Source organism: Pseudomonas sp. FYR_5, from assembly GCF_043106315.1.
Lineage (GTDB): Bacteria > Pseudomonadota > Gammaproteobacteria > Pseudomonadales > Pseudomonadaceae > Aquipseudomonas > Aquipseudomonas putida_Y.
The window spans coordinates 1-24554 of the sequence record NZ_JBICMK010000034.1; the positions used below are offsets into that span (position 1 = coordinate 1).

The 24554-nt window shown below is 63.8% G+C and carries 23 protein-coding genes; 15 read left to right on the top strand and 8 right to left on the bottom strand.

Annotated elements, in window-relative coordinates; genetic code table 11:
* Window positions 1–57: 57 nt before the first annotated feature.
* Together ACF8RA_RS03580 and ACF8RA_RS03585 are read right to left on the bottom strand one after the other, a co-directional pair.
* Window positions 58–930: a cation diffusion facilitator family transporter gene (locus tag ACF8RA_RS03580; protein ID WP_392518789.1), complete on the bottom strand. Its 873-nt coding sequence runs from the start codon at window positions 928–930 to the stop codon at window positions 58–60.
* Between the two features lie 22 nt (window positions 931–952).
* Window positions 953–1372 (bottom strand): hypothetical protein, encoded by a 420-nt coding sequence (locus ACF8RA_RS03585; protein ID WP_014592516.1) that lies wholly within the window; start codon window positions 1370–1372, stop codon window positions 953–955.
* Between the two features lie 116 nt (window positions 1373–1488).
* Here ACF8RA_RS03585 and hrpB point away from each other — a divergent pair, with 116 nt between their 5' ends.
* Window positions 1489–4017, top strand: coding sequence for an ATP-dependent helicase HrpB (gene hrpB / locus ACF8RA_RS03590; RefSeq protein WP_392518790.1), 2529 nt, complete (start codon window positions 1489–1491; stop codon window positions 4015–4017).
* A 68-nt stretch (window positions 4018–4085) separates the two neighbouring features.
* Here the strand turns inward: hrpB and ACF8RA_RS03595 are convergent, their stop codons facing one another.
* Window positions 4086–4604 (bottom strand): hypothetical protein, encoded by a 519-nt coding sequence (locus ACF8RA_RS03595; protein ID WP_176683228.1) that lies wholly within the window; start codon window positions 4602–4604, stop codon window positions 4086–4088.
* A gap of 85 nt (window positions 4605–4689) precedes the next feature.
* Window positions 4690–5346 (bottom strand): YciC family protein, encoded by a 657-nt coding sequence (locus tag ACF8RA_RS03600; protein WP_010955396.1) that lies wholly within the window; start codon window positions 5344–5346, stop codon window positions 4690–4692.
* A 167-nt stretch (window positions 5347–5513) separates the two neighbouring features.
* Between ACF8RA_RS03600 and ACF8RA_RS03605 the strand changes: the two genes are divergently transcribed.
* The 6 genes from ACF8RA_RS03605 to ACF8RA_RS03630 all read left to right on the top strand — a co-directional run bounded on the left by ACF8RA_RS03605 (window position 5514) and on the right by ACF8RA_RS03630 (window position 10178).
* The gene (locus ACF8RA_RS03605; protein WP_176683230.1) at window positions 5514–6272 is read left to right on the top strand and encodes a DUF2076 domain-containing protein; all 759 of its coding nucleotides are present in this window, start codon (window positions 5514–5516) and stop codon (window positions 6270–6272) included.
* 160 nt (window positions 6273–6432) lie between these two features.
* Window positions 6433–6912, top strand: a complete 480-nt coding sequence (locus ACF8RA_RS03610; RefSeq protein WP_004576858.1) for an NYN domain-containing protein — start codon at window positions 6433–6435, stop codon at window positions 6910–6912.
* A gap of 9 nt (window positions 6913–6921) precedes the next feature.
* Window positions 6922–7533: a PolC-type DNA polymerase III gene (locus tag ACF8RA_RS03615; protein WP_392518792.1), complete on the top strand. Its 612-nt coding sequence runs from the start codon at window positions 6922–6924 to the stop codon at window positions 7531–7533.
* Window positions 7534–7669: 136 nt separating this feature from the next.
* Window positions 7670–8590 (top strand): drug/metabolite exporter YedA, encoded by a 921-nt coding sequence (gene yedA, locus ACF8RA_RS03620; protein ID WP_176683232.1) that lies wholly within the window; start codon window positions 7670–7672, stop codon window positions 8588–8590.
* 55 nt (window positions 8591–8645) lie between these two features.
* On the top strand, window positions 8646–9977 hold the full coding sequence (locus ACF8RA_RS03625; RefSeq protein ID WP_176683233.1) for a DEAD/DEAH box helicase: 1332 nt from the start codon (window positions 8646–8648) through the stop codon (window positions 9975–9977).
* A 72-nt stretch (window positions 9978–10049) separates the two neighbouring features.
* A complete protein-coding gene (locus ACF8RA_RS03630; protein ID WP_019750923.1) occupies window positions 10050–10178 on the top strand; it encodes a hypothetical protein in 129 nt (42 codons plus the stop codon).
* 235 nt (window positions 10179–10413) lie between these two features.
* Here ACF8RA_RS03630 and ACF8RA_RS03635 read toward each other — a convergent pair whose 3' ends face one another.
* From ACF8RA_RS03635 to ACF8RA_RS03645, 3 genes are all read right to left on the bottom strand, one after another.
* On the bottom strand, window positions 10414–11652 hold the full coding sequence (locus tag ACF8RA_RS03635; RefSeq protein WP_176683234.1) for a TIGR03862 family flavoprotein: 1239 nt from the start codon (window positions 11650–11652) through the stop codon (window positions 10414–10416).
* Window positions 11653–11800: 148 nt separating this feature from the next.
* Window positions 11801–12715 (bottom strand): histone deacetylase, encoded by a 915-nt coding sequence (locus ACF8RA_RS03640; protein ID WP_021784367.1) that lies wholly within the window; start codon window positions 12713–12715, stop codon window positions 11801–11803.
* A 217-nt stretch (window positions 12716–12932) separates the two neighbouring features.
* Entirely contained in the window at window positions 12933–13619 is a 687-nt protein-coding gene (locus tag ACF8RA_RS03645; RefSeq protein ID WP_392518793.1) for a histidine phosphatase family protein, read from the bottom strand.
* Between the two features lie 179 nt (window positions 13620–13798).
* On the opposite strand from ACF8RA_RS03645, the gene ACF8RA_RS03650 reads away from it, so the two are divergent.
* The 4 genes from ACF8RA_RS03650 to ACF8RA_RS03665 all read left to right on the top strand — a co-directional run bounded on the left by ACF8RA_RS03650 (window position 13799) and on the right by ACF8RA_RS03665 (window position 17150).
* Window positions 13799–14368: a GNAT family N-acetyltransferase gene (locus ACF8RA_RS03650; RefSeq protein WP_084851515.1), complete on the top strand. Its 570-nt coding sequence runs from the start codon at window positions 13799–13801 to the stop codon at window positions 14366–14368.
* A gap of 150 nt (window positions 14369–14518) precedes the next feature.
* Complete coding sequence (gene tesB, locus ACF8RA_RS03655) at window positions 14519–15388, top strand: acyl-CoA thioesterase II (RefSeq protein ID WP_003249851.1); 870 nt, start codon at window positions 14519–14521, stop codon at window positions 15386–15388.
* Window positions 15385–15975, top strand: a complete 591-nt coding sequence (locus tag ACF8RA_RS03660; protein WP_021784364.1) for an HAD family hydrolase — start codon at window positions 15385–15387, stop codon at window positions 15973–15975. Before tesB ends, ACF8RA_RS03660 begins: the two co-directional genes overlap by 4 nt.
* A gap of 164 nt (window positions 15976–16139) precedes the next feature.
* Entirely contained in the window at window positions 16140–17150 is a 1011-nt protein-coding gene (locus ACF8RA_RS03665) for an NAD(P)-dependent alcohol dehydrogenase (RefSeq protein ID WP_209963293.1), read from the top strand.
* Window positions 17151–17221: 71 nt separating this feature from the next.
* Here ACF8RA_RS03665 and ACF8RA_RS03670 read toward each other — a convergent pair whose 3' ends face one another.
* Window positions 17222–17923 carry a FadR/GntR family transcriptional regulator gene (locus ACF8RA_RS03670; RefSeq protein ID WP_339444657.1) on the bottom strand — a complete coding sequence of 234 codons (702 nt, stop codon included), beginning with the start codon at window positions 17921–17923 and terminating at the stop codon, window positions 17222–17224.
* 258 nt (window positions 17924–18181) lie between these two features.
* On the opposite strand from ACF8RA_RS03670, the gene ACF8RA_RS03675 reads away from it, so the two are divergent.
* The 4 genes from ACF8RA_RS03675 to ACF8RA_RS03690 all read left to right on the top strand — a co-directional run bounded on the left by ACF8RA_RS03675 (window position 18182) and on the right by ACF8RA_RS03690 (window position 23630).
* Complete coding sequence (locus tag ACF8RA_RS03675; RefSeq protein WP_176683238.1) at window positions 18182–19534, top strand: MFS transporter; 1353 nt, start codon at window positions 18182–18184, stop codon at window positions 19532–19534.
* A 19-nt stretch (window positions 19535–19553) separates the two neighbouring features.
* Window positions 19554–20900, top strand: a complete 1347-nt coding sequence (gudD, locus tag ACF8RA_RS03680; RefSeq protein ID WP_209963300.1) for a glucarate dehydratase — start codon at window positions 19554–19556, stop codon at window positions 20898–20900.
* Window positions 20901–21424: 524 nt separating this feature from the next.
* Entirely contained in the window at window positions 21425–22816 is a 1392-nt protein-coding gene (gabP, locus tag ACF8RA_RS03685; RefSeq protein WP_209963304.1) for a GABA permease, read from the top strand.
* A gap of 361 nt (window positions 22817–23177) precedes the next feature.
* Window positions 23178–23630, top strand: a complete 453-nt coding sequence (locus ACF8RA_RS03690; protein WP_392518794.1) for a hypothetical protein — start codon at window positions 23178–23180, stop codon at window positions 23628–23630.
* Window positions 23631–24554: the final 924 nt, after the last annotated feature.

Genomic DNA, 24554 nt, shown 5'->3' on the forward strand with positions numbered 1-24554 from the left:
CCCCGGCCCTTTCGCGATGAACCCGCGCCTACAAGGGGTGGGGCATGGGTGGTTACCTCATACCGGGTCGGCGTGCACCATCACGTCCGCCTGTGGGTAACGCTGGCGGATCACCCGCGAGGCCTCCACGCACAAGCTATGCGCCTCATGCAACGGCAGGTGCCCCGGCAGCTCCAGGTGCAGTTGCACAAACCACTGGTTGCCCGACACGCGCGTGCGCAGGTCATGCACGCCTTTCACGCCTGCAACGGCCAGCACCAGCGCGGCCATGTCCTCGCCAACATCGCTGGGTAACGCCTTGTCCATCAGGATCGCCGTACTTTCGCGGGCAATTTGCAGCGCACTCCAGAGGATGTAAAAGGCGATGCCCAGGCCGAACAGCGCATCCAACTGAGGCCAGCCAAAACGCGCCAGCAACAAGGCCAGCAGAATGCTGCCGTTGAGCAGCAAGTCCGAGCGGTAGTGCAGGGAATCTGCCCGCACCGCAGTAGAGCCGGTGAGCCGGATAACCTTGTACTGCAGTGCCAGCAGGGCGACCGTCAGCACCAGCGACAGCAGCATCACCGCGATGCCGATGGCGGTATCACCCAGCGGTTGCGGGGTGTAAAGGCGCTCGACCGCCTGCACCCCGATCAGCACCGCACTGACTCCGATGAACAGCGCCTGGGCCATACCGGCCAAGGCCTCGGCCTTGCCATGGCCAAACCGGTGATCGTCGTCGGCCGGGCGCAGGGCATAGTGCACCGCCAGCAGGTTGAGGAACGAGGCCACTGCGTCCAGTGCCGAATCGGTCAGCCCAGCCAGCAGGCTCACCGACCCACTCAGCCACCAGGCCAGCGCCTTGCTCAGCACCAGGATGCTGGCCACTGCCAGTGACGCGCGTGTGGCCAGGCGCAGCAGGCGCTGGTGTTCAGCTGGGGTCGTGGTCATCCGTGGTCAGCGTCCGTGTGGCTCAGGCTGCCGGGACCAGGCCGAGGCTGGCCAGTTGTTCGATGCTGCCGCGGTGCTGGATCAGCCGTGGGTCGTTCAGCGGCAGGCGCTGGCCCAGTTCGCTTTCCAGAATGGCCTGCAACTTCAGGTTGTCGACCTTGCCATCGGGGCTGACGGCTTCTTGCAGTTTGGCCGGGTCAACCTGGGCAGTACGGCCACCCGGGTAGTAGATGGCGCCGGTGGCAAAGTCGATGCCGAAGGCAATGAGCCCCGGGATCACGTAGAAAAGAATACCGATGGCATCCATTGCAGCAACCACAGGGTCGATCTTGCCGCCGATCTGGCCGCGCCGGTCCGGGTAGAAAATGGTGCCGCAGGCCGTCAGTTGAGTCAGCAGGGTGGCGATGAGGGCGCCACCGATGACGCGGGTCGAGATGCGCATGTAAATCTCCGAGAAGGTGTTCAGCAGGACAAGCGATGCGCCTGCACCTGATGTTAAGACCATGATAGAGCAGGCTGGGTTCGCCGTTATACTCGCGACACTGTTCGAGGACCACCATGATTTCATTACCCATTGATGCTGCCTTGCCCGCCCTGCGCCAGGCGCTGGAAAACCGTGACGAAGTGGTGCTTGAAGCCCCGCCCGGCGCTGGCAAGACCACCCGCGTGCCACTGGCGCTGCTGCACGAACCGTGGCTGGCTGGGCAGACCATCCTCATGCTCGAGCCTCGGCGCCTGGCTGCGCGTGCTGCGGCCGAACGGCTGGCCAGTGAACTGGGCGAGCAGGTTGGGGAAACCGTGGGTTACCGCATCCGCCTGGACAGCAAGGTCGGGCCGAAAACCCGTATTGAAGTGGTGACCGAAGGCATCCTCACACGCCGTCTGCAAGCCGACCCGGCGCTGGAAGGTGTGGGCTTGCTGATCTTCGATGAATTTCATGAGCGCAGCCTGGATGCCGATCTGGCCCTGGCGCTGAGCCTTAACGGCCGCGAGTTGCTTCGTGACGACCCGCCCCTGAAGATTCTGCTGATGTCGGCGACGCTGGAAGGCGAGCGCCTGTCGCGGCTGTTGGACGATGCCCCGGTGGTCACAAGCGAAGGGCGCATGCATCCGGTGGATATCCGCTGGGGGCGGCCGTTCCAGCCAGGCGAGTTCATCGAGCCACGGGTGGTGGACAGCGTGCTGCATGCGCTGGCTGACCAGGCCGGCAGCGTGCTGGTGTTCCTGCCTGGGCAAGCCGAGATCCGCCGGGTTCACCAAAGCCTTCAGGAGGCGCTGGGGGCGCGCCCCGAGATTCTGCTGTGCCCGCTGCATGGCGAGCTCGACCTCAATGCCCAGCGCGCCGCTATCGACCCGCCGGCCAAGGGCCTGCGCAAGGTGGTGCTGGCCACCAACATCGCCGAAACCAGCCTGACCATCGATGGCGTGCGCGTGGTGATCGACGCAGGGCTGGCCCGGGTGCCGCGCTTCGACCCCGGCAGCGGCATGACCCGCCTGGACACCCAGCGCATTTCCCGCGCCAGTGCCACCCAGCGCGCCGGGCGTGCCGGCCGTCTGGAGCCCGGCGTGTGCTACCGCCTTTGGTCCGAGGCCCAGCATGACCAGTTGGCCGCCCATGGCAGTGCCGAGATCCTCCAGGCCGACCTGGCCGGGCTGGCCCTGCAACTGACCCGCTGGGGTGTAACCCCCGAGCAGTTGCGTTGGCTCGACCAGCCGCCTGCGGCAGCGTTCGCTCAGGCGCAGGACCTGTTGGCGCGACTCAGCGCCTTCAAGCCGGGCAGCCGCGACAACCTCAGCGAGCATGGCCAGGCCATGGCCGAACTGCCGGCTCACCCACGCATCGCGCACTTGTTGCTGCGCGGTCAGGACCTGGGCCTGGCACAGATGGCATGCGATGTGGCTGCACTGCTGGGGGAGCGGGACATTCAGCGCGGCGGTGGTGCCGACTTGCACAGCCGACTTGCGCTGGTCAGCGGTGAGAGCAAGGCTGCGCGTGGCGGCCAGGGTGGGGTGCAGCGTGCTCGCCAGCTGGCCCGGCAATACCGTGGCCTGTTGCGTGGCAAGGTTGGTGCGCCGGTCGCCGACCCGGACCACCCTCGCTGGTTGGGCGCCCTGCTGGCGCTGGCCTACCCTGACCGGGTCGCCCAGCAGCGCCGGGCGGGTGGGGCTGAGTATCGGCTCGCCAACGGCCGTGCGGCCCTGTTTGGCGAAGTCGATGCCTTGATGAAGTCCCCATGGCTGGTGATCGCCGACCTGGGTAGCCGCCAGGGGCAGCGTGAGGAGCGGATCTATCTGGCAGCCGAATTCGATCCGGCGTTGCTCGAGGGTGTACTGGCCGAGCAGGTCGAGCGGTTCGATATCCTCGATTGGGACGAGCGCGAGCAGGTGTTGCGCGCCGAGCGCCAGGTGAAGGTTGGCGAACTGGTCCTCAGCCGCGAGCCGCTGCCCGGGCTGGATGACGAAGCCAGGGCCCGAGCGCTGCTTGGCCTGGTCCGGCGCAAAGGTTTGAACCTGCTGACCTGGACGCCCGAGCTGCGGCAATGGCAGGCACGCGTGGCACTGCTGCGTCAGCTCGACCTGGAGAAGGATGGCCACAGTGAATGGCCTGACCTGGGGGACGAGGCCCTGCTGGCCAGCCTGGAAGACTGGCTACAGCCTTACCTGAGCAAAGTATCGCGTCTCAGCCACTTTGCCGCGCTGGACTTGCCGTCGATGCTGCGCAATCTGCTGCCCTGGCCGCTGCCGCAACGCCTGGAAGAACAGGCCCCGGCGCATTTGGCCGTGCCGTCCGGCTCGAACATCCGCCTGGATTACAGCGAAACCCCGCCGATTCTCGCCGTGCGTCTGCAAGAACTGTTCGGCCTTGCCGACACCCCGCGCATCGCCAATGGCCGGCAGCAGGTCAAGCTGCACCTGCTGTCACCGGCGCGTCGGCCGGTGCAGGTGACCCAGGACCTGGCCAGTTTCTGGCGCACGACCTATGCCGAGGTGAAGAAAGACCTGAAAGGGCGATATCCGAAGCACTACTGGCCGGACGACCCTCTGGTGGCCGAGGCTACCGCCAGGGCCAAGCCGAGAGGGAGCTGATGCACACCACCGAGTACGGCAGGCCGAAAAATCATGCTCTGGCCACGACGTGGCAGTGGTCGTGCCATTTATCGTATTGCCCCCGTCAGTGAAGCTCGATCTGCCTGCCTCAACAGGAACGTGATCACTTCGCCTTCCTCGACGTTGAGCCAGGCTACCCACTCCCCACTCCTGTGCGGCGTATCCGTGAGGGCGCCGACCCTGTAGCCCCGCTGGTCGCGCAGATGGCAGACAAGGCCTTCATCTGTCAGCGCCAGCGGCTCGATTTTCCAGTATTCGCCAACCTCTGCATGCCAGTAGAAGCCCAGATAGCCATTGCGGCTGAATCCTAGCTTCTTGGTCTCCGGGCGCCCTGGCATGCTGATGCGGTAGTGCAGGCGATCGTTGGTCCGCGAGTGGTAATGAAAGTCCATCACCGGCGAGTCCTGCCTACCTCCCGCCTGCAACCAGTCATCCTCGGGGGTAATGCCCCAGCCGAATTTGTCTGTACTGCGGCTGAGGCGCAGCGGGATGTCTCGGTCGACGGCGCGCATGTACAGTTGGCCGCGAAATGACCGGGCGTACCCTGCCTTGATGGTTTCGTTCATGGTGCACTCCTTGAATGGCGTTGAGGGTGTGCACTCTGGCGCCAAGGCTGGGCAGCCGGCAGATCGAAAACATTCCCCGGTGGCCTCAGGTGCTGGCTTCACCTTCCAGCAACATGAACAGGCGATACAGCACCACGGTGCTGAACAACTGCAGGAAGCCGCTGAGGCTGTCCATGGCCAGTTCCATCCCTGGTGATGGCTCGGGGAAGGCCATCAACAGCAGCCCGTCGATCAGCCAGATCGGCGCCAGCACGCCTAAAACGCAGATCATGATGCGCATGAAGTGCCCGGTGGTCATGCTCGCGCTTTCGCGCATCGCCTGCACCACCGGCCGGCCGCGCAGTACCAGCAGGTACTCGGCGAACACCAGGTTGATCATGATCCACACCCCCGGGAAGATGAACAGCGCAAGGCCGGCCATGATCAGCAGCGAGCTGATCAGGATCAGCAGGGCCAGTTGTGGCCACAACTGCAGGGCGCGGGCGAACAGGTCGCGCTTGGCGATTTCCTGGCCGTTGCTGCGCGTGTCCAGGTACAGGATCAGGGCTGCGCTGTACAACGGGTAGAACAACAGGCTGACCAGCATGCCGTAGGCCGGTGATGCCTGGTCGCCCAGCTGTCGGTCCAGCAACTGGGTGAGCAGGGCTTCCACGACCACCAGCGGCAGGCACAGCTGGAGGATGTTTGGCAGGTGACGGCGGAAGAAGTACAGGGAGTCGCGCAGAACGCTCAGCGGATTCATCAGTCAACATCGCATGGCAGTAAAAACAGGGGCCTAACTTTAGCCCAAAGCAGGCCTGGGGCTGTCACTTGCTGAAAAAAGTTTCACCGCAGCAGTGATTGAATCCCGCGCCTGTACGCCCCATCTTTGACGCTGTCCGTTGTCCCGCTACCCCACGAGGTCGCCCCATGAACACTGAAGAACAAACCCTGATCGACGGCCTGTTCGGCCGTCTCAAGCAAGCCGAAGACCCGAGCCAGCCGCGTGACGCGCAAGCCCAGGCGTGTATCGAGCAGCACGTGCGTCAGCAACCGGCGGCGCCTTACTACATGACCCAGGCGATTCTGGTGCAGGAGGCCGCGATCAAGCGCCTCGACGAACAGAACAAGCAGCTGCAAGCCGAGCTGCAACAGGCACGTGCCCAGGCTCAGGTGGCACAAGCCGCCAGCAGTGCGCCGAGCAATGGCGGGGGTGGCTTCTTGTCCGGCATCTTTGGTTCGGGTGGGCGCAACGCGGCCCCGGCGGTGCAGCCACAGCGTCCTTCGGCGCCCCCAGTAGCGTCCGGTGGTGGCTGGCGCGAGCCGTCGGCACCTGGTTTCGCCCGGCCTCAGGCGCCGCAGCCTGGCTATGGCGCCGCGCCTGCGCGCAGTGGGGCCAGCAGCTTCCTTGGCGGGGCCATGCAGACTGCCGCCGGCGTGGCAGGTGGTGTGTTGCTGGCGCAGGGTATCAGCAGCCTGTTCAACCACAACTCGCAACCGGAGGAAGTGGTCGAGGTCATCAAGGAAGAGCCGGTACCAGCCAGTGACAGTGGCGGCTGGAACGATCAGGGCGGGCAGCAGCAGGTGGCTGACAACGGTGGCTGGGGCAGTGACCAGGGCGGTTACGCCGACAGTGATTACGGCAGCGATGATGGCGGGTTCTTCTCGGACGACGACTCGTTCGTCTGACAGGTCTGGCATACTGCTGGCATTTCCGGGGGCGCTTTGCGCCCCTTCGCGGGCACGCCCGCTCCCACAGATGTACGCGCGACACCTGTGGGAGCGGGCGTGCCCGCGAAGGGCTGCGCAGCAGCCCCCCCCAGCACTCCAGGCCAAATGAGGTTCCCAGGTGAAAAAGATCGCGCTGTTCGCCGATGTGCAGAACCTCTACTACACCGTACGCCAGGCCCACGGCTGCCACTTCAACTACACCGCCCTGTGGGCTGACGTCAGCCGCGAAGGCCAGATCGTCGAGGCCGTGGCCTATGCCATCGACCGTGGCGACAGCAAACAGCAGCAGTTCCAGCAGATCTTGCGCAACCTCGGTTTCGATGTGCGCCTCAAACCGTTCATCCAGCGCAGCGATGGCTCGGCCAAAGGCGACTGGGATGTGGGCATTACCCTGGATGTGATCGACGCGGCCAGCCGGGTCGACCAGGTGGTGCTGGCCTCCGGCGACGGTGACTTCGACCTGCTGCTGGAGCGGGTAATCCAGCGCCATGGCACCGAAGCGGTGGTGTATGGCGTGCCGGGGCTGACGGCGTTGTCACTGATCCGTGCTGCCACCCGCTACGTGCCCATCGAAGGCGCGCTGTTGCTCAAACACTAAGGTCTTTTCATGGAACGTATCGCTGTCATCGACTTTGAAACCACCGGCATTTCCCCCGGTACCGGCTGCCGTGCCACCGAGGTGGCGGTGGTAATGCTCGAGGGTGGGCGCATTGTCGAGCGCTACCAGAGCCTGATGAACGCCGGTGTGCCGGTGCCGGCCTTCGTCGCAGGGCTGACCGGCATCACCACCGCCATGCTGCGTGGTGCGCCGCCGGTGGACAAAGTGATGAACGAGGTGGCCGAGTTCGTCGGTAGCACCCCATTGTTGGCGCACAACGCTGCTTTCGACCAGAAGTTCTGGGACTATGAGCTGGGCCGTATTGGCCGCAACCGCAGCCAGCCCTTCGCGTGTTCCCTGTTGCTGTCACGGCGCCTGCTGCCCACCGCGCCCAACCACAAGCTGGGCACTTTGACACGCTGGGCTGGGTTACCTGACACGGGCACCGCGCACCGGGCCATGGCCGATGCCGAAATGGCCGCCAACCTGCTGCAGCATCTGGCGGGTGTGTTGCACCAGGACCACGGGGTTCAGCAACTGTCGCACGAGCTGCTTTGCCGGCTGCAGAAAACCCCGGCTGCGAAGGTGCGCGAAGCGCTGGCCAAGTATCGTCAGGGCTAGCAGGTGATCGTCTGGGGTGTCGCCTGCGCCGCACGCACCAGAATTGTGCCGCTCATTTGCACCCGTTCTGTAACGTACCTTCACTCAGGCAGGCCGTTAAACTGAGCCACCCGTAAATGGATTTCGAGTTTTCCCCATGCCTGCCTCCCGTCGTTTCCCGCTGTTGCTGATTGGCGCCTTCCTGGCCCTTTATCTGGTCTGGGGTTCCACTTACCTGTTCATTCGCATCGGCGTCGAGAGCTGGCCTCCGATGCTCATGGCCGGGGTGCGCTTCCTGATCGCCGGGGGGCTGCTATACGGCTTCCTGCGTTGGCGCGGCGTGCCGGCACCTACCTGGCCGCAATGGCGGGCGGCAGGGGCGATCGGTTTCTTGCTGCTCAGTTGTGGCAACGGCGGGGTGACCGTGGCCGAGCATGCGGGTGTGGCTTCGGGCGTGGCGGCTTTGGCAGTGGCGACGGTGCCGCTGTTCACCTTGCTGTTCGGCCTGTTGTTCGGGCACCGCAATTCCAAGCTGGAATGGGCGGGGATCGCCCTTGGGCTGGTGGGCATCGGCCTGCTGAACCTGGGTTCCAACCTGCAGGCAAGCCCGATAGGTGCGGCGCTGATCATCTTCGCGGCGGCGTCCTGGGCATTCGGCTCGGTGTGGAGCAAGACCTTGCCGCTGCCCCAGGGGCCGATGGCCAGCGCAGCGGAAATGCTGGTCGGGGGTGCGGTGCTGTTGCTGGGCAGTGTGCTGTCGGGCGAACGCATGACACAGCTGCCGACCGCTGCTGGCTGGGGGGCGTTGGCCTACCTGGTGTTCTTCGGTTCGATCCTGGCGTTCAGTGCCTACATGTACCTGCTCAAGCACGTGCGCCCGGCAGCGGCCACCAGCTACGCCTACGTCAACCCGGCGGTGGCGGTGCTGCTGGGTATCGTCTTTGCCGGTGAGCAGATTGGCGCTGAAGAGTGCGTGGCGATGGCAGTGATCATCGGCGCGGTGGTGCTGATCGGCCTGCCACAGTGGCGCAAGGCGCCCGTAACTGTGCCACCGTTGAAAGGTGAAATCTGCAAGTAGGCAGGGGCGATGCGGTAAACTTGCCGCCTTCGCTGAACCCCCTGACGGTATTGCCATGAATTTCGCCAAACTCGGCCTGATCGAACCGCTGCTGCGCACGCTGCAGCAACTGGACTACACCACCCCGACCCCAGTGCAGGCCAAAGCCATCCCCGCCGTGCTGGCCGGCCGCGACCTGATGGCCGCAGCCCAGACCGGTACCGGCAAGACCGCAGGCTTCGCCCTGCCTGTGCTGCAGCGCCTGGCGCTGGAGGGCGAGAAGGTGGCCAGTAATTCGATCCGCGCCTTGGTGCTGGTACCCACCCGCGAGCTGGCCGAGCAGGTGCACAACAACGTGCGCGAATACGCCGAGAACCTGCCACTGAGTACTTACGCGGTGTATGGCGGGGTCAGTATCAACCCGCAGATGATGCGCCTGCGTCGTGGTGTCGACCTGCTGGTGGCTACACCTGGCCGCTTGCTCGACCTGTTCCGGCAGAACGCCGTGAAGTTCAACCAGGTGCAGACCCTGGTGCTGGATGAAGCCGACCGCATGCTTGACCTGGGCTTTGCCGAAGAGCTGCAGTCGGTGTATGCGGCACTGCCGCGCAAGCGCCAGACGCTGCTGTTTTCCGCCACTTTCTCTGATCAGATTCGCATGCTGGCGGGGCTTGCGCTGAATGACCCGCTCAGTATCGAAGTGAGCCCGCGCAACGCCACGGCCACCAGCGTCAAGCAGTGGCTGGTGCCTGTGGACAAGAAGCGCAAGGCCGACCTGTTCTGCCACCTGCTGCGCAAACAGCGCTGGAAGCAGGTGCTGGTGTTCGCCAAGACCCGTAATGGCGTCGATCAACTGGTGGAGCGCTTGCTGGCCGAAGGCGTGAATGCCGACGGCATCCACGGTGATCGCCCACAGGCGACCCGGCAGCGTGCGCTGGACAGCTTCAAGGCCCGTGAGGTGCAAGTGCTGGTGGCGACCGATGTGGCGGCCCGTGGCCTGGATATCGATGACTTGCCGCTGGTCGTCAACCTCGACCTGCCGATCGTTGCCGAAGACTACGTGCACCGCATCGGGCGTACCGGGCGGGCGGGCAACAAGGGCGAGGCGATTTCGCTGGTGTGTGCGGATGAAGTGCAACTGCTGGCGGCTATCGAGGTGCTGACCCGGCAGACCCTGCCGCGTCATGAAGAGCCGGATTTCATCCCCGAGCACCGGGTGCCGATGACCGATGCCAGCGGGCAGGTTATCAAGAAACCGAAGAAGCCCAAGAAGCCGAAAGAAAACAGCGCCAAGCGCGGGCTGGGGCGCTGGATGGACAGCACTGAAACCGGCAGCGCGGAACCGGCGGTGAAGGCTGTTCGCAAGGTGCCGAGCTTCAATGGTGGGCCGCGCAAGCGTAAGCCTTGAGGTTTTGGGGCCGCTTTGCGGCCCTTTCGCGACGCCAGGCCGCTCCCACAAGGACTGCGCCAGGCTTTAGATGTGTACGGCGACCTTCAGGGCTTCCAGCGCCGGCTCGACCTTGATGCCCAGCGCTGCACCCAGCTCCATTACCCAGGGTTGATGGGCGGGTTTGCGGTGATGATGTTTCTCGACACTGCACTGGGCTGAGGCTGAACACCGGCCTGTGGGAGCGGCCTTGTGTCGCGAAAGGGCCGCGAAGCGGCCCCGGCATTATTTGCATCGACGCTGAAACCCCCGGGGCTGCTGTGCAGTCCTTTCGCGACGCAAGGCCGCTCCCACACGGATCGCGCCAGCTTTCAGAAATTGAGCAAGACAGTTGCTCCCACATGGGCTGCGCAATCTGGATTGATGCAGTACTTGTGGAAGCAGCCCCGGCAAGCTGTCAGGAAGCCCGCACCCAATCCGCCGCTGCCCGCCCGGCGCGCAAGCCACTGGCAAAGCACGCCGTGAGCAGATACCCCCCGGTTGGCGCCTCCCAGTCCAGCATCTCGCCGGCACAGAATACCCCCGGCATGCCCTTTACCATCAATCCCTCATCCAGCCCCTCGAAGCGGACCCCGCCGGCACTGCTGATCGCCTCATCCAGCGGCCGCGTGCGTATCAGGGTGATGGGCAATGCCTTGATGGCTCGAGCCAAGGCATCAACGTCGGCAAAGGTCGCCGGATCAGTCAGCTCGCGCAGCAGTGCGGCCTTGACCCCATCAATTCCCAGCTGGCTGTGCAGGTGCTTGGCCATGGAGCGTGAACCGCGTGGTTTGGCCAGTGCCTGGGTAATCTTGTCCACAGGCTTGTCCGGCAGCAGGTCGAGCAACAACACCCCATGGCCTTCACGGTGGATGGCCTCGCGTACCGGTGCCGACCAGGCATACACCAGGCTGCCTTCCACACCTTGAGCGGTGAGGATGAACTCGCCCTTGCGCGGTGTGCTGCCCGGGACACTGAGGGCGATGTTCTTCAGCGGTGCGCCCGCGAACTTGTCCTTGAGCAGCGCGCTCCAGCCCTCTACTTCAAAACCGCAGTTGCTCGGCTGCAAAGGCGAGATATCCACAGCCCGTTCTGCCAGCAGCGGTTGCCAGCTGCCGTCAGAACCCAAGCGTGCCCAGCTGGCGCCACCCAGCGCCAGCACCACGACCGAGGCTTTCACCTGCCGTTCGCCCTGTGGATAAGCAATTCGCAAGCTGCCATCGGTGTTCCAGCCCAACCAGCGATGGCGGGTGTGGATAACTACCCCGCTGTCGCGCAGGCGCTTGAGCCAGGCACGCAGCAACGGTGCGGCTTTCATGTCGGTGGGGAACACCCGGCCCGAGGTGCCGACGAAGGTTTCGATGCCCAAAGCATGAATCCACTGGCGCAACGCGTCAGCATCGAAGTCGCGTAGCAGGGCCTCGATTTCGCCCTGGCGTTCGGCATAGCGGGCCACGAACGCCGGGTAGGGCTCGGAATGGGTGATGTTCATGCCGCCGACACCCGCCAGCAGGAACTTGCGCCCAACCGAAGGCATGGCATCGAACACCTCGACCGCCAGGCCTGCGTTGGCCAGTGCTTCGGCAGCCATCAGGCCGGCGGGGCCGCCACCGATGACGACAGCGGGAGGAGGGGATGCGGGGTTCAGATCGGGCATGGTGGGCAGCAGGCTGTGGAAAAGAGGCGCATTCTACCGCAGCGCTGCCCACGGAAGCACTGGTCAAAAAATAGCCAGCGTCACGCAGGCCTTGCCAGCAAAGGGCTACAGCGCCTTTCGCGCAGGTTATCCACAAGCGGTTCCACAGTCATTGTGAACAACCCATGACACGTGCCGCGCTGTGGTGAAGGATGCCGTGGCGTTTGGCCAGGGCTGTGCGGTCCTTGCTGTAGCCTCCACCGATCACGCCCACCACCGGGATATCGCGGCCCAGGCAATGGCGCAGCACGGCTTCGTCACGGGCGGCAACGCCTGCGTCGGTCAGTTGCAGGTAGCCCAGGGCGTCGTCCTTGTGCACATCGACACCGGCGTCATACAACACTAGGTCGGGTTGATAAAGCGGCAGCAGGTAGTTGAGGGCGTCGTCCACCACCTTCAGGTAGGCCGCGTCGCCCATGCCTCGGGGCAGAGGGATGTCCCAGTCGCTTTGTGCCTTGCGGGCGGGGAAGTTCTGTTCGCAGTGCAGCGACACGGTGATGGCCTCAGGCGTGTCGTGCAGGATGCGCGCGGTGCCGTCACCCTGGTGCACGTCGCAATCGAAGATCAGCACCCGGTGTACCCGGCCTGCTTCCAGCAGGTAGCGGCTGATGACCGCCAGGTCGTTGAAAATGCAGAAGCCGGCGGGGTGGTCGTAATGAGCGTGGTGGGTGCCACCGGCGAGGTGGCAGGCGATGCCGTGCTGCAGCGCCATCTCGGCAGTCAGCAGTGAGCCGCCGACGGCGCGCACGGTACGCCGGGCCAGGGCCTCGCTCCAGGGCAGGCCGAGGCGGCGCTGGTCCTCGCGCGACAGCTCGCCGTTCATGTAGCGCTCGATGTAGCTGCGGTCATGGGCCAGGGCGAGGATGTCGTTGGGGCAGATGTCCGGGCGCAGCAGGGCCTGGTCGGTGGTCAGCCCGCTGCCGACCAGGTGGTCGTGCAGCAGTCGGAACTTGTCCATTGGGAAGCGGTGTTCGGCGGGGAACTCCGGGCTGTAATCTTCGTGGTAGATCAGCGGCAACGGCATGGTTGAGGTCGTAATCAGGGCTAGTGCTGATCTTGCCATGACGGGTGACTGTAATGGGAGTACCTGTTTCTTGCGCCGGTACCGGCCCTTTGTGGGAGCGGCCTTGTGTCGCGATTGGGCTGCACAGCAGCCCCAAAATTTCAGCGCAGATGCACACATTGCTGGGGCTGCTGCGCAGCCCAATCGCGACACAAGGCCGCTCCCACAGAGATGGCCGCTATTTTCCTGTGCTGGCCAATACGCGTTGCCAGTCCGGTTCGTTCAGGCGCCCCAGGATGCGTGCCTTGCCATTGCCATCCACCGATACGAACAGGGCGCTGGCATAGTTACTTTGACGTTCGCCGCCGGCAACGTGCTGCTGGCGGGCAAAGTGGTCGATGCAGCCGTTGTGAGTCACCAGCACCAGGTTGTGGCCCGCGCGTTTGTGTGCAAGCGCTTCGTTGGCGAACTGGCTGTCGCAGCTTTCCAGCCAGTCTTCGCTGGCCACCGCCTGGCCGAGGATGAAGTGCGCGGTTTGCCGGGTGCGCCGTTTCGGGCTGGTGAGCAAGTCGGCGTTGTTCAGGCCCAGCCGGTGCAGCCCCTGGCCAACGCGGGCGGCAGCCTGGCTACCGCTCAGGGTGATCCCCGTGGGGTCGTCCAGGCAGGGGCCGGGGGCGCTGTCGCAGCGTTCGGCGTGGCGGATCATCACGATCACCGCACCTTCGGCCCAGTCCTGCAGCAGGCCGCTGTCACTCAGTTGTTGCTCGTTGCCAAGGTCCACGATATGCGTCCTCGTCGCCAGCCAGGTGGTCAACGCCGCCACGACCATGCACAGGCCCAGGGCGGCTCCGAGGGCTTTGCGGGTCAGGCGTCGCTTGCGCCGGGCGTGAATGGCAGAGTGCCCCAGAGTATTGCTCAATTGCATGCGTGGCTCCGTTGGCATGGCCGTGCTTGGCGCGGCAGGGATGGCGGCATCCTGCCAAGTGGCCTGTCGGGGGCCGGTGAAGGGCGTGTGAAAATTGCATTCGGCTACTACCGGCTGGGTGAAACCCGCGCCCGCGCCTACGCTGTAAACTGCAACACGGCAAAACCGGAGCAGGCCCGATGACCCCTATTCTTGAACTGGAAAGCGCACGGTTGGTGCTGCGCCAATGGCATGACGACGACCTGCGCGAGTTCGCCGCGCTGTGCGCCGACCCGCAGGTAATGCGTTACTTTCCGGCGCCGTTGACGCGTCTTGAGGCCGCTGCGTTGATCGGCCGGGTGCGTGGGCACTTCAATGAATACGGTTTTGGTTTGTGGGCCCTGGAGCGCAAGGACAGCGGCGCGTTCATCGGCATGACTGGCTTGCTGCACGTGGGCTTTGACGCCGATTTCACCCCCGCCGTAGAGATTGGCTGGCGCCTGGCCCGCCGCCACTGGGGCCTTGGCTTTGCCAGCGAAGCGGCGTGGACCTGCCTGCGTTGTGCTTTTGCCCAATTGCGCCTGGAGGAGGTCGTGTCGTTCACTAGCGAATGCAACCTGCCGTCGCAGAAGGTCATGCAGGCCATCGGCATGCAGCAGGACCCACACGGCAGTTTCGAGCACCCCCGCCTGCCCATTGGCCACCCACTGCGCCCGCATGTGCTGTACCGCATTGACCGCGCGCACTGGGAGCGCACCCTGCGCGCCTGAATGCACGGCCATGCCCGGCGCGAATGACAAACGCTGTATCATTTGCCCATCTTGGAAGGCGCTTGCCCGTAACACGTTCAGCGCCTGTGAAATCGAGCGCCGCTCGGGCGGCGCATCGCGAGCTAGGCTCGCTCCTACGGAGATCCCCCGATGAGTCATGTGTTGGACGACCTGGTCGACCTGTTGAGCCTCGAATCCATCGAGGAGAACCTGTTCCGTGGACGTAGCCAGGACCTGGGCTTCCGCCAGCTTTACGGTGGGCAGGTGCTGGGCCAGTCGTTGTCGGCTGCCAGTCAGACCGTCGAGGACGCGCGCCATGTGCATTCGTTGCACGGTTACTTCCTGCGCCCGGGCGATGCCAGCCTTCCAGTGGTGTACTCGGTGGACCGGGTGCGCGATGGCGGCAGCTTCAGTACACGGCGGGTGACGGCGATCCAGAAGGGCCAGACCATCTTCACCTGCAGCGCGTCGTTCCAGTACGACGAGGAAGGCTTCGAGCACCAGGCGCAGATGCCTGACGTGGTCGGCCCGGAAAACCTGCCTACCGAGGTGGAACTGGCCCGTGCCATGGCTGACCAGTTGCCTGAGCGCATCCGCGACAAGGTGCTGTGCGCCAAGCCGATCGAGATCCGCCCGGTCACCGAGCGCGACCCGTTCAACCCCAAGCCGGGCGACCCGGTGAAATACGCCTGGTTCCGCGCCGACGGCAACCTGCCTGACGTGCCTGCCCTGCACAAGTACATGCTGGCCTACGCCTCGGACTTCGGCCTGCTGACCACGGCGTTGCTGCCCCATGGCAAATCGGTATGGCAGCGCGACATGCAGATCGCCAGCCTCGACCATTCGCTGTGGTTTCACGGCAACCTGCGCGCCGACGAGTGGCTACTGTACGCCACCGATAGCCCCTGGGCCGGCAATTCCCGTGGTTTCTGCCGCGGCAGCATTTTCAACCAGGCCGGGCAATTGGTGGCATCGTCGAGCCAGGAAGGCCTGATTCGCCATCGCAAGGACTGGGCATGAGCCTGGGCGAGGTGCGCAACTGGGTGTTCGACATGGACGGCACCCTGACCGTGGCCGTGCACGACTTCGCCGCCATTCGGGTGGCGCTGGACATCCCGGCCGAGCACGACATCCTCACCCACCTGGCGGCCTTGCCGGCGGCGGAAGCGGCGGCCAAGCATGCCTGGTTGCTGGAACACGAAAGGGACCTGGCAACGGCCTCCACGGCGGCCACCGGGGCGGTGGAACTGGTGCGCGAGTTGGCCGAGCGCGGGTGCCGGCTGGGTATTCTGACCCGCAATGCGCGTGAGCTTGCGCATGTAACGCTGGAGGCCATCGGCCTGGCGGACTGCTTCCCGGTGGAACATATTCTTGGGCGTGACGAGGCTGCGCCCAAGCCGAGCCCGGATGGGCTGCTGAAGATTGCCAGCGCCTGGGGCGTGACACCGAGCGAACTGGTGATGGTGGGGGATTACCGCTTTGACTTGGACTGTGGGCGGGCTGCAGGAGCACGCACGGTGCTGGTGAACCTGCCGGACAACCCCTGGCCAGAGCTGGTGGATTGGCATGCGGCGGATTGCCGGGCGTTGAAGGTGATGCTGGGCTGATGCGTGTGTTGGCCATGCGGGCCTCTTCGCGGGCACGCCCGCTCCCACAGGTATTGCGCACGTCTCGGGGCCTGTGGTGCCCCTGTGGGGGCGGGCGTGCCCGCGAAAGGGCCGGATCTGTCTATGCTGAACCCCATTCTTTGCTCTGATACGGAGACCCACCCATGAGCAGCAAGGCCATCTACGTACAACCCGGCGGCGGCTACGACAAAGTCGAGGTCGGCACCTGCGAGGCCCAGGCCCCCCAGGCCGACGAGATTACCGTGCGCCTGCACGCCAGTTCCCTCAACTACCACGATTTCGCCGTGGTCAGCGGCATGTGGGGCCCGAGCGAGCGACGCATCCCCATGGCCGATGGCGCCGGCGAGGTGGTTGCGGTGGGGGCTGGCGTCACTGAGTTCCAGGTCGGCGACAACGTGGTCAGCACCTTCTTCCCCGACTGGCTCGATGGCCAGGCCAATGTCGAGGGCTTTGCCCGGGTGCCCGGCGACGGCATCGATGGCTACGCCCGTGAGCAGGTGACTGCCCGCGCCAGCGCCTTCACCTTGGCACCCCAGGGTTTCAGCCATGCCGAGGCTGCCACCCTGACCACCGCCGGCCTTACCGCCTGGCGCGCGCTGATGAGCGATGATCACCTCAAACCCGGCGACACGGTGCTGGTGCAGGGGACCGGCGGTGTGTCGATTTTCGCCCTGCAGTTCGCCAAGCTGGCGGGTGCGACCGTGATCGCCACCTCGTCCAGCGATGCCAAGCTGGAGCGCCTGAAGGCTCTGGGTGCCGACCACCTGATCAACTACAGGAGCACCCCGGCCTGGGGTGAGAAGGTGCGCGAGCTGACTGGCAACCGCGGTGTCGATCATGTGATTGAAGTGGGCGGCCCGGCGACGCTGGAGCAGTCGATGATTGCCGCGCGCATTGGCGGGCATGTTTCGCTGATCGGCATCCTTACCGGGGTGGCCGGGCAGTTGCCGCTGGTGCAGGCGCTGGTGCGGCAGATTCGGCTGCAAGGGGTGCTGGTTGGCAGCCGAGCGCAGCAGCAGGCGATGGTGCGGGCGATCGACGCCAACGGCCTGCGGCCGGTGGTGGACAAGCATTTCGAACTGGAGCAGATCGTCGAGGCGTTCCGTTACCAGGAAAGCAACCGGCACTTCGGCAAGATCTGCCTGACCTGGTGAAGTGAGGGCAGGGTAGCTGGATGTAACGGCCACCCTGCATGCCATTATCCTCGTCTTGCACTGCCTGACAGTCAGTCCGGCAATAGCCGGTCGCGGCTGTTGGACAGGTGCAGGCACACCGCCGCCCGCGCCGCATCCGGGTCTTGTCGGCGGATGGCATTGAGGATCGCCTCATGCTCCAGGTTGGCCAGGTACGCTTGCCGCGCCAGCTTGGCCCCCGCGCGCTCGGCCTTGGCCATGCGGTTGCGCGGGATCAGACCATTGCCCAGTTGCAGCAGCATCTCGGTGAAATACAGATTGCCGGTGGCCTCGGCAATCAGCAGGTGAAAGCGCCGGTCGGCTTCGATGCAGCTGTCGCCAGCAGCGGCCAGGTCCTGATAGTCATCCAGTGCCTGGCGCATGCGCGCCAGTTGCCCCTCGTCACGACGCAGCGCGGCCAGTGCGGCAGCCTGGCCCTCAAGGCCAATACGCAGCTCCAGCAGATCGCGCACATTCGCCGCGCTCTCCGCCGCAACGCGCAGGCCGGCCTGGGCCTGGCGCTCCATCACGAAAGTACCGATCCCGTGGCGCGGCTCCACCAGCCCCGAGGCTTGCAGCTTCGACAAGGCTTCGCGAACCACCGTGCGGCTGACCCCGTGCTCGCGCACCAGGGTGTTTTCCGAAGGCAGTTTGTCGCCTGGTTTGAAGGTGCCCAGCAGAATTTGCTGGGTCAGGCTGGAAACCAGGTCATGGGCACGGCTATGGCCGCGTTTGCGCGCGTGTTCGGGTTCCATGAGTGATTCGCTTCTTGATTACTTGTACGACAAGTTAATCGATAGAAAAATTTTTTGCCGATTTTTCGCGCATCCAATTCAGCATGTAATTGATCTGTTTCTGCACGTTCGGATCAAATTAGCATTGTGACAGCTTGTATATTGCTATTTTGCCGACGTTAATGATCTTGTCGTACAACTTCGCTGCGCATAAGCTCCTCCCCACTGCCATGTCAGACAACCCGACCCGCACAAAAACAATTAGTGGGAGATCCGCAAGTGAACGACACCCTCGCTCCGTCTGCCCGGCATGAAGGCGACGCGTTGGCCAGTGCCGTGGCCAAGGTCAAGCGCCACGTCCTGCCGCTGTTCGTCATCATGTTCATCGTCAACTACCTCGACCGCGTCAACATTGGCTTCGTCCGCCCGCACCTGGAAAGCGACCTGGGCATCAGCGCTGCGGCCTTTGGCTTTGGTGCCGGGCTGTTCTTCATCGGTTACGCGCTGTTCGAAGTACCTTCGAACATGCTGCTGCAAAAGGTCGGCGCCCGGCTGTGGCTGACCCGTATCATGTTCACCTGGGGGCTGGTGGCCACGGCCATGGCCTTCGTGCAGAACGAAACCCAGTTCTACGTGTTGCGTTTTCTGCTCGGGGTGGCCGAAGCCGGCTTCTTTCCTGGCGTGATCTACTACTTCACCCGTTGGCTGCCGGCGGCCGAGCGCGGCAAGGCCATTGCTATCTTCCTCAGCGGTTCTGCACTGGCATCGCTGATTTCCGGGCCGCTGGCCGGGGCGTTGATGCAGATCCAGGGCCTGGGCCTGCATGGCTGGCAGTGGATGCTGTTCATTGAAGGCATGGCCTCGGTGGCGCTGTGCTTCTTTGTGTTCTTCTGGCTGGACTCGAAGCCGCAGGACGCCAAATGGCTGAGCAAGGCCGAGCAGGACGCGCTGGTCGCCACCATCGACCGCGAGCAGCAAGCGCGTGAGGCCATCGGCGCGGTCAGGCCGTCGGCCTGGCGCCTGCTCAAGGACCGCCAGATCGTGCTGTTCTGCCTGATCTACTTCTGTATTCAGCTGACCATCTACGCTGCGACCTTCTGGCTGCCTAGCATCATCAAGCGTATGGGCGACCTCAGTGACATGCAGGTCGGTTTCTTCAACTCGATCCCTTGGCTGATATCGATCCTGGCCATGTACGCCTTCGCCGCCGGTTCCGCTCGCTGGAAGTTCCAGCAGGCCTGGGTGGCGGGCGCGCTGCTGGTCGCTGCCACGGGCATGTTCATGTCCACTACGGGTGGGCCAGTGTTCGCCTTCGTCGCCGTGTGCTTCGCCGCGATCGGCTTCAAGTCAGCGTCGTCACTGTTCTGGCCAATCCCCCAAGGCTACCTGGATGCCCGCATCGCTGCGGCGGTGATTGCCCTGATCAACTCGGTCGGCAACCTCGGCGGTTTCGTTGCCCCCACCACCTTCGGCTTGCTGGAGCAGCAGACTGGCTCGATCCAGGGCGGGCTGTACGGCCTGGCGGTGACCTCGGTGCTGGCGGCGATTGCCATCTTCTTCGTACGCATTCGCCCCAAGGGCGTCCCTTCCGATGACCTCAAGGCCCCTTCGGCCCTGGGCCAGACCCACTGATGACTGCGAGACAACCCTCATGAATATGCAGACCCTTCACACCAGCACCCCGGTGGTCACCGACCTGCGCGTGGTCCCCGTGGCCGGCCATGACAGCATGCTGCTCAACCTCAGTGGCGCCCATGGCCCGTACTTCACCCGCAACGTGGTGGTGCTGCGCGACAGCGCCGGCAATACCGGCCTGGGCGAAGTGCCCGGCGGCGAGAACATTCGCCAGACCCTGGAGGACGCCCGCAGCCTGGTGGTCGGCCAGCCGATCGGCCATTACCAGCGTGTGCTCAATGCCATGCGCCAGACCTTCGCCAACCGCGACTCGGCAGGCCGTGGCCTGCAGACCTTCGACCTGCGCATCACCGTGCATGCGGTGACGGCCATCGAGTCGGCGTTGCTCGACCTGCTTGGCCAGCACCTGAACGTGCCGATGGCGGCACTGCTGGGCGAGGGGCAGCAACGGGATGCGGTGAAGATGCTCGGCTACCTGTTCTACATCGGCGACCGCCAGCAGACCGACCTGGCTTATCGCAACGAAGCCGACAGCGATGACGACTGGTTCCGCCTGCGCCACGAAAAGGCCCTGACCCCGGAAGCAGTGGTGCGGCTGGCCGAGGCCGCCAAGGCGCGCTATGGCTTCAGCGACTTCAAGCTCAAGGGCGGTGTGCTGCGCGGTGAAGAAGAGATGGAGGCTGTGACAGCGCTGGCCGAACGCTTCCCCGAAGCGCGCATCACGCTCGACCCCAATGGCGCGTGGTCGCTGAAGGAGGCCATCGCCCTGTGCCGCGACAAGCACGATGTACTGGCCTACGCCGAAGACCCGTGCGGTGCCGAGAACGGTTACTCGGGCCGCGAGGTGATGGCCGAGTTCCGCCGCGCCACCGGCCTGCCTACCGCGACCAACATGATTGCCACCGACTGGCGACAGATGGGCCATGCCATTCAGTTGCAGTCGGTGGACATTCCGCTGGCCGATCCGCACTTCTGGACCTTGCAGGGTTCGGTAAGAGTGGCGCAGATGTGCAATGACTGGGGCCTGACGTGGGGATCGCACTCGAACAACCACTTCGACATTTCGCTGGCGATGTTCACCCAGGTGGCGGCTGCGGCGCCGGGCGAAATCACGGCGATCGATACGCACTGGATCTGGCAGGATGGCCAGCGCCTGACCCGTGAGCCCCTGCGCATTGTCGACGGGCATGTGCGGGTGCCGGCGCGGCCGGGGTTGGGCGTGGAACTGGATGAAGACCAGCTGGCCAAGGCCCATGAGTGTTACCGCAACATGGGGCTGGGTGCGCGGGATGACAGCGTGGCGATGCAGTTCCTGATCCCGGGTTGGCGCTTCGATAACAAACGGCCCTGCCTGGTGCGTTGAGGCTGCTGGCCTCTTCGCGGGCAAGCCCGCTCCTACATCAACCGGTGGTGTTGCCACGCCGTCGTAGGAGCGGGTTCACCCGCGAAAGGGCCGGACCTGCCGGCCAATCCCCCCATTCATTCACCACCGCACCCGCCACCGCATCCACCAATCGGTACCGTCGCCACGTACCATCGTAGGAGCGGGTTCACCCGCGAAAGGGCCGGCACAGACAACACACATTCATATGAAAAACAAAAGCTCCATTTGGGCCCATGGCGCGATCGGACATGCCATTCGCGACATTTGGCGTTGATGGAAATGCCCTGTCGTGATCGAACAGTTCCGGGGCGTTCTCGTGTAATTCCCCACAGCCATGCGGGGATTAAATGAAGCCCGCCCTGCACTGACACGTTGCTCTGTGAAGCGCTCCAAAGATCAACAACAGAGCGCGAGTAACGTGTCGACTTATTGATTTCAAAGGAGATATTTTTCGCCTACGCCTGCCCGTCCTTCCTTGTGTCAGCAAAAAGAGAACAACATCAATGAACACCGTGGGATCTGATGGCAACCTTGCACAAGGTTTCAAGCCACGTCACGTAACGATGCTGTCCATCGCCGGCATCATCGGCGCCGGACTTTTCGTAGGTTCTGGCCATGCCATCGCGGCAGCCGGGCCAGCAACCATAATTTCCTATTTCGTGGCCGGAACCTTGGTGGTACTGGTCATGCGCATGCTCGGCGAAATGGCCGTGGCACACCCCGACACCGGATCGTTTTCCACCTATGCCGACCAGGCCATTGGCCGCTGGGCCGGCTATACCATCGGCTGGTTGTACTGGTGGTTCTGGGTACTGGTCATTCCTATCGAAGCATTGGCCGCCGGGCATGTGCTGAACGCCTGGTTCCCGCAGGTGGACAGCTGGATCTTCGCCCTGGCTTCGGTGTTGCTGCTGGCCGGTACCAACCTGTTCAGCGTGGCCAAGTACGGCGAGTTCGAGTTCTGGTTCGCCATCCTCAAAGTCACCGCCATTCTGGGCTTCATCGGCCTGGGCTTTGCCGCGCTGATGGGCTGGCTGCCCAACCGCGAGGTCAGTGGCCTGAGCAGCTTGGTTGCCGAATACGGCGGCTTTGCACCGAATGGCTGGTCGGCAGTGGTGGGGGCGTTCATCACCGTGATGTTCAGCTTCATCGGCACCGAGGCGGTGACCATCGCCGCGTCCGAGTCCAGCGACCCGTCGCGCAACATTGCCAAGGCCACTCGCTCGGTGATCTGGCGTATCAGCACCTTCTACATCCTGTCGATCTTCGTGATCATTTCGGTGGTGCCGTGGAACGACCCGCAACTGGCAGTGGTGGGTTCGTACCAGCGTGCGCTGGAAATCATGAACATCCCCAACGCGGCATTCATGGTCGACCTGGTGGTTCTGGTAGCCGTTACCAGCTGCATGAACTCGTCGATCTACATCGCTTCGCGGATGATGTTCTCGCTGGCCAAGCGCGGTGACGCCCCGGCCTTCCTCAACAAGACCTCCAAGGTCGGCGTACCGCGTGCTGCAGTGTTCGGCAGCACCTTGATCGGTGCGGCCATCGCGGTCCTCAACTACTTCGCACCCAAGGGCGTGTTCGAGTTCCTGCTGGCCAGCTCCGGCGCCATCGCCCTGTTGGTGTACATGGTTATCGCCATCTCCCAGCTGCGCATGCGCCGCCGTCTGGAGCGCGAGAACACCGAACTGAAGTTCCGCATGTGGCTGTTCCCGTACCTGACCTGGGCGGTGATCATTTTCATTGCCGGGGCGCTGGCGGTGATGATGTACACGCCTGAGCATCGGGCGGAAGTGAGCTCGACATTGGGCCTGGCGATCGTGATTTCCTTCCTGGGGATCGTGACGGCGAGGGGCCATGCGCAACCGGTGGGCGCGCGATCGATGGGGTGATTCAGTTCACCTGGCTGTAAGGCAAAGGGCACCCGAGGATGGGTGCCCTTTGTTTTTCTGGGCCAGACGAAGGTTCAGCAGCAAGACATGGGGCGGTTCTTCTGGTGTGCTCCAGCAGACTTTTCAAGTAAGGAAACTGGCATGACCACGTGTAAACTCATCCTGCCCGTCCTGGCAGCCGTGGAGAGTTGTGATGCCGTACTTACCCACAGTTCGGCTGTCGACAGAGGCGCGTACCCGGCCAATATTGCGCCTGGTGACTTTATGCAGTATGTGGTGCGCTTCACCGTTTCGTCACTCTCGTGCAGGGATGCTTTGCACGGATACAAGAGCGCTTCGCGCTAAGAGAAAGGAGCTTTTTATGCACGACGAAGGCAGTTCAACTTTAGCGAATGGCGCAGCCGTCGAGTTGCCGCCTGGAGTGTTTCCACCGATGGCGGGCTACACCATCGGAGATCTTCTGGCGGTAGCCAATGCCCCTTTCGAGGCATTGCTGAATAATCACGATACCGACCCTGGGCTGATTCGTGAAACGGTTACTGCGCTGGCCCAGCACTTGTACGCGGCATTCGAAAGAGAGGACGCCCAGTACCAGATTGCCACGTGGTATCAAAAGCCGTACGACCAGCCTGGGAAGCGCCAGCGCAGTATTGAGACCATCGCAGAGCAGTTCGGCGTCATCACGCTGAAGGCAACGGCTGAATCATTGAAGGGATCACCGTTGCTCGGCCTGGGCAAGGGGTTCTATATGAGCCTTGTCGATGCCGCCGGGCAGGCCATAAAGACGCATATTCTGAAGTTGAATCAGGGCTGATGATCTGCCGATGTTCACCCTCGTAGTGGCCGTCACTACCACGCCCGCCCCTGACCTCACCGTTGCGCTCGCTGCCCTGGTCGAAACCGATACGCTGCGACCACACCTGCCAGCGCACCATGCGTGATGAGGCGATGACGGGCGGTGTTATGCACCTGCATGCGTAGCTTGGGGGCGGCGGCGATGACCTCGCGTAAACGGGCAGGGATACCCAGGGCGTCCTTGACCGTTTTCAGAAACTTGCAGCCAGTGTCCTGAAGCTCATGGCGTGACGCCTTTCAGCGCATACAGGTTTGCGTGGCGTTACTGCGTGGCACTCGGCTGGGCAATTTTGCCTTGCCTCAGGCCGAGGCCCAGCAAGCAAATGGGAGCGAGGTAAAGATCATGCGTTGAACCCGGTCGACAGTATCGGGTTTGGCATTGACCAGAATCTAGCGGCGAATTTTTTAGGGACGCGTCGAACCAGGGAGATGGCGAAATGGACAATAACTGGGGTACGGGTAGAGCGGGCGGCGGCCTGGATGGTGGATATACCGGGTCGCTCGATCATGCAATCTCCAACCTGCATGTCGGGCGCAGTCGGCTGCACCCGAACAGGATGGTGACGAATCTGCCCCGGCGCCATGAATGACATGCGCGACACAAGGCCGCTACAGGGATTGCGCCAGATGTAATTGATCAGCCTCAGGGGCCAGGGTGCTGGCTGTTCCGCTGGCGGGGCTGTCGGAGGCGGTTGGGGGACTCGTGGCGCCAGCAGCCAGGGCCTCGACAGGCATACAGACCAAGGCCGCGCACACCTGGGCGGGGTATTGCTGCCTCTCGTAGCGCTGGGCGTTGCGGGACGATTTGGCGAAATGGCCAAGAACGCCATGCGCCCTGAGGTCAAGCGGGTCGATCGGGGCAAGCTCGCTTCGCCGCGCGTGT